The 4,975-nt window shown below is 73.5% G+C and carries 6 protein-coding genes; all 6 read left to right on the plus strand.

From position 1 onward, the window contains the following. The coding region (locus ACFV4N_RS39625) for an SDR family oxidoreductase (protein ID WP_499677829.1) at positions 1-1,332 on the plus strand (1,332 nt) is incomplete at its 5' end. Further along, positions 1,329-2,192: a 3-hydroxyacyl-CoA dehydrogenase family protein gene (locus ACFV4N_RS39630; RefSeq protein ID WP_499677830.1), complete on the plus strand. Its 864-nt coding sequence runs from the start codon at positions 1,329-1,331 to the stop codon at positions 2,190-2,192. The genes ACFV4N_RS39625 and ACFV4N_RS39630, both read left to right, overlap by 4 nt. Further along, entirely contained in the window at positions 2,189-2,464 is a 276-nt protein-coding gene (locus ACFV4N_RS39635) for an acyl carrier protein (RefSeq protein WP_499677831.1), read from the plus strand. Before ACFV4N_RS39630 ends, ACFV4N_RS39635 begins: the two co-directional genes overlap by 4 nt. Beyond that, entirely contained in the window at positions 2,457-3,566 is a 1,110-nt protein-coding gene (locus tag ACFV4N_RS39640; RefSeq protein WP_499677832.1) for an acyl-CoA dehydrogenase family protein, read from the plus strand. Before ACFV4N_RS39635 ends, ACFV4N_RS39640 begins: the two co-directional genes overlap by 8 nt. Beyond that, positions 3,563-4,540 carry a 3-oxoacyl-[acyl-carrier-protein] synthase III C-terminal domain-containing protein gene (locus ACFV4N_RS39645; RefSeq protein ID WP_499677833.1) on the plus strand — a complete coding sequence of 326 codons (978 nt, stop codon included), beginning with the start codon at positions 3,563-3,565 and terminating at the stop codon, positions 4,538-4,540. The genes ACFV4N_RS39640 and ACFV4N_RS39645 overlap by 4 nt, the downstream gene beginning before the upstream one ends. 17 nt (positions 4,541-4,557) lie before the next feature. Beyond that, the coding region (locus ACFV4N_RS39650; RefSeq protein WP_499677834.1) for an HAD-IIIC family phosphatase at positions 4,558-4,975 on the plus strand (418 nt) is incomplete at its 3' end.

Genomic DNA, 4,975 nt, shown 5'->3' on the forward strand with positions numbered 1-4,975 from the left:
GTGCTGGACAACGAGCACCGCGCGGGCGGCAGCAAGGCCACCGTGCGGCGCATCGCCGAGATCGTGCGCGGCCTGCGGGCGGGCGCCGAGCGCGGCTCGTCCGACATCGACCCGATCGCCGACGGCGACGGCGAGCTGGTCGACCGCGACCTCCAGCTGCCGCTGGGCGAGCTGGCGCCGTTCGAGGCGCCGGGCCGCGACGTGCTGCTCACCGGCACCACCGGCTTCCTGGGCACGTTCCTGCTGCACGAGCTGCTCGCCGCCACCGAGGGCCGGGTCTACTGCGTGGTCCGCGCGGACGACGAGGCGGCGGCCCGGCAGCGGCTGCGCGACGCCTCGGCCAAGTTCGGCCTGCCCGAGCCCGACCCGGCCCGCGTGCACCTGGTGCTGGGGGACCTGAAGGGCGTCGCGGAGCTGCTGGAGTCCTACCGGGACGGCGAGCTGGCCGGTCGCGTCGGCTACGTGCTGCACTGCGCGGCCAAGGTCGTGTTCACCGAGCCCTACCGCGTGCTGCGCGAGGACAACGTCCTGGCGACGGTCGAGCTGCTGCGCTGGATGCGCGGGCACGGCATCCGCGACTTCAGCTTCGTCTCCACCGTCGCGGCCACGCACTACGCGCTCGGCACGGACAACAAGATCCTGGAGACCCGCGACCAGCCGCTGGACCCCCAGCAGGGCGGCTACGGCGTCGGCAAGTGGGTGGCGGAGCGGCTGCTGGAGCGCGCCGAGCAGGACGGGATGCGGATCCGCGTCTTCCGGCCCGGGTTCATCCTCGGCTCGACCAGGACCGGCGCCTGCAACGACAAGGACCTGATCTGGAACGTCCTCACCAGCGGCCTCGCGGTCGGCGCGCACCCGCTCGACGACCGCGCCATGCCGATGGCGCCGGTGGACGTGGTGGCCAGGGCGATGGCCGAGCTGACCGTGTCGCCGGGCTCGGTCGGGCGGGTCTACCACCTGGTGGACCGCAAGAGCTTCAGCCCGCGCAGGCTGTTCGGGCTGCTGGCCGGCGCCGGCTGGCCGACCGAGGCGGTGACCCCCGAGGACTGGCAGCGGCGGGTCGCGGACAAGGCGCTGGCGACCGGCAGCGGGCTGCTGTCGACCATGGCGCTCTACGAGCTGGACGGCCACGAGCTGGACGAGGACGGCCTGGAGGCGGTCGCCTGGCGGCCCTGGCTGGAGCGCGCCGAGCTGGGCTCCGCGCCGACCGGCGACCTGCTGCGGCGCTGCCTCACCTTCCTCGCCGAGCGGCACCCGAAGTTCGGCGACCTGATCGGCGACCTGCTCGTCCGGTCCGACGTGGATGACGAAGACCTTGTGGAGGTTCGATGAGCGAGCAGGTGATCACCCGGCTCGGCGTGGTCGGCGCCGGGACGATGGGCACGGCCCTGGCGACGCTGGCCGTCGGCCGCGGCCTGCCCGTGGTGCTGGTCGACGTGGACGACGCGGTGCTCGACCGCGCCCGGCGCGACGTGACGCAGCAACTGCGGCTGGCCCAGCTCATGGGCAGGCTGCCGCGGACCGCGGACGTCGGCGAGCTGGTCACCGCCACCTCGGTGGACGCGCTGGCCGACGCGGACGCCGTCATCGAGGCCGTGACCGAGCTGCCCGAGGTGAAGGCCAAGGTGCTGGCGGAGGTGTCCGCGGCGGTGCGCCCCGGCACGCTGCTGGTGACCAACACCTCGGCCATCCCGGTGGACGAGCAGGCCGACTGGACCGCCCGGCCCGAGGAGCTGGTCGGCATCCACTTCATGAACCCGCCCTACCTGATCCGCACCGTCGAGGTCATCCACGGCCCGCGCACCGGCCAGGCGGCCAAGGACCGCACCGACGCGCTGCTCGCGGTGCTCGACTGCGAGGGCGTCCTGGTCGGCGACGGGCCCGGGTTCGTCATCAACCGCATCCTCCAGCGCATGATCAACGAGGCGGCCCGCATCGTGGAGGAGGGCCGCGCCACCCCCGAGGCGGTGGACGCCGTCTTCCAGGGCTGCCTCGGCCACCGCACCGGCCCGCTGGCCACCGCGGACCTGATCGGGCTGGACAACGTCGTGGACTCCCTGCGGGTCCTGCGCGAACGCACCGGCGACCTCGGCTACGAGCCGTGCGACCTGCTGGTCGCGAAGGTCGCCGCCGGCGACCACGGCCGCAAGACCGGCCGCGGTTTCTACGAACACGGAGAGGCACAGTCGTGACCACGTCGACCCCCCAGCACACCAACGCCGAGATCGAGCAGCACGTCCTGCGCTTCATCGAGCAGCACACCAAGAAGACCTGGGACGTGGACACGGACCTGTTCGCGTCCGGCGCGGTGTCGTCGCTGTTCGCGCTCCAGCTCGTGATGGCGCTGGAGAAGACCTTCGACATCACCGTCGCGGGCGACGACCTCAAGCTGGACAACTTCCGCACCGTCGCCGCGATGGTGGCGCTGGTGCGCAGGCTGCGGGACGAGGACAGCGGTGAGTGACGAGCTGAGCGCGGCCTCCGCGCTGGTCACCGAACTCGTCGGCGACGCCGCCGGCGAGTGGGACCGCGCGGGCCGCATCCCCGTCGAGCTGGTCCGGCGGCTGGGCCGGGAGGGCCTGCTGTGCGCCGAGGTGCCCGCCCGCTTCGGCGGGCGCGGCTGGACCAGCCTGGACAACGGCGAGTTCACCGCCCACGTCGGCTCGCTGTGCAGCTCGCTGCGCAGCCTGATGACCTCGCAGGGCATGGCGGCGTGGGCGATCCAGCGGTTCGGCTCCGCCGCGCAGCGCGCGCACTACCTGGGCCGCCTCACCGGCGGTGAGCTGGTCGGCATCGGCTTCAGCGAGCCCGGCGCGGGCAGCGACCTGTCCGCGATGAGCACCACCATCCGGGTCGAGGGCGACACCGCCGTGGTGGACGGCGCCAAGGTGTGGCTGACCGGCGCCGGGTACGCGGACCTGCTGGTCGTGGTCGGGCGCTTCGGCGACGGCGCGGCCGCGGTGGTCGTGCCCACCGACGCCGAGGGCGTGTCGATCAGCCCGGTGCCCGACCCGATGGGCTGCCGCGCGGCCGGGCACTCGGCGGTGGAGCTGCGCGACGTCCGGCTGCCGCTCGACGCGCTGCTGGGCGGCGCCGGGCAGCCGGTGTCCATGCTGGTCACCACCGCGCTGACCTACGGCCGCGTGTCCGTGGCCTGGGGCTGCGTCGGCATCCTGCGGGCCTGCCTGGCCGCGGCCACCCGACACGCGGCCGGCCGCACCCAGTCCGGCAAGCCGCTGGCCGCGCACCAGCTCGTCGCCGGGCACCTGGCCGACCTGCTCGTCGCCGAGCAGGTGGCCACCCGGGTCTGCGAGCACGCCAGCAGGTGCTGGGACGACAGCTCGCCCGAGATGGTCACCGCCGCCGTGCTGGCCAAGCACGTCAGCGCCACCAACGCCGCGCGACAGGCCTCGACCGCCGTGCAGGTGCTCGCCTCCGCGGGCGCCGGGGACGGCCACGTCGTCGCCCGCGCCTACCGGGACGCGAAGCTGATGGAGATCATCGAGGGCAGCAACGAGATCTGCCGGCTGGTGCTGGCCGAGCACGCCCTGGCGGTGGCGTCGTGAGCGCGCCGGACAACACCGGGATCGGCATCGGCGCCGTCCACTGCGTCCTGCCCGACGGCCGGGCCAAGGTCGTCGACCTGCCCGAGTTCGCCTCGCTCACCCACGAGGAGGCCGAGTTCGCGCGGGCCTCGGGCGTGGAGACCGTCGCGGTCTTCGACGACGAGCCCACCACGGACCTGGCCGCGCGGGCGTGCCGCGAGCTGCTCGCCGCCAACCCCGGCCAACCGGACGTGCTGATGCTGGTCAGCCCCCGGTCGCCGGAGGTGCTGCTCGGCTCGGACGTGGGCGCGGTGGCGCACGGCAGCGGCCTGGCGTCGTTCTCGTTCACGGTGGACGGCCTGGGCTGCACCGGCTCCAGCGCGGCGTGGGCGCTCGCCCGCGACCTGCTGGTGGCCGACCCGGCGCGGGAGAGCGTCCTGATCGCCCACGCCAGCAGGCCGACCGGCGTGGACCGCATCCGCTACCCGGTCACCGTCATCGGCGACGGCGCGTACGCCATGACGATGGTGCGCGGCGGGCGGCCCGTGCTGCGGGCCCACCGGATGGAGACCGACGGCAGCTTCCACGACCTGTTCCGGGTCGACTACAAGCAGGCGCCCTGGTACGAGTGGCGCGAGGAGTGCCAGTCGGCCGACCGCTACCGCTTCGACCTGGCCATGCACAGCCAAAAGCGGCTGGACCGGCTCGTGGACCGGGTGCTGGCCGACGCGGGCGTCACCAAGGCCGACGTCGGGGCGACGCTGATGCAGAACGTCACCGCGAGCGCCTACGACTTCTACACCACCCTGCTCGGCGTGCCGGTGCACCCCGTGTGCGGGCAGCACCTGCGCGAGCTGGGGCACCTGGGCGCGATGGACGTCGTGCTGAACCTCGACCGCCTGCTGGCCTCCGGCGAGCTGGGCCGGGGCGACCTGGTGCTGGTGCTCAACAACAGCCCCGTCGCGGCGTGGGCGGTGACGCTGTGGGAAGTGTGAACGAAGGGGGAGAACGGGTGAGTGAGCAGCCTGCGGTCAAGTGCCTGGTGTGGGACCTGGACAACACGCTGTGGCGGGGGACCCTGCTGGAGGACGGCGAGGTCGAGCTGATCGACGAGCTGCGCCGCGTCGTGGTCGAGCTGGACTCGCGCGGCATCCTCCAGTCCGTCGCCAGCCGCAACGACCACGACCAGGCGTGGGCCAAGCTGGAGGAGCTGGGCCTCGCCGAGTACTTCGTGCTGCCGCAGATCGGCTGGAGCCCCAAGTCGGGCTCGGTGCGGGCGATCGCGGACGCGCTGAACTTCGCGCCGCGCACCATCGCGTTCATCGACGACCAGCCCACCGAGCGCGCCGAGGTGTCCTTCCACCTGCCCGAGGTGCGCTGCTACCCGGCCGAGCAGGCGCTCGGCCTGCTCGACGTGCCCGAGTTCGACC

Source organism: Actinosynnema sp. NPDC059797, from assembly GCF_042732085.1.
Classification (GTDB): Bacteria; Actinomycetota; Actinomycetes; order Mycobacteriales; family Pseudonocardiaceae; genus Actinosynnema.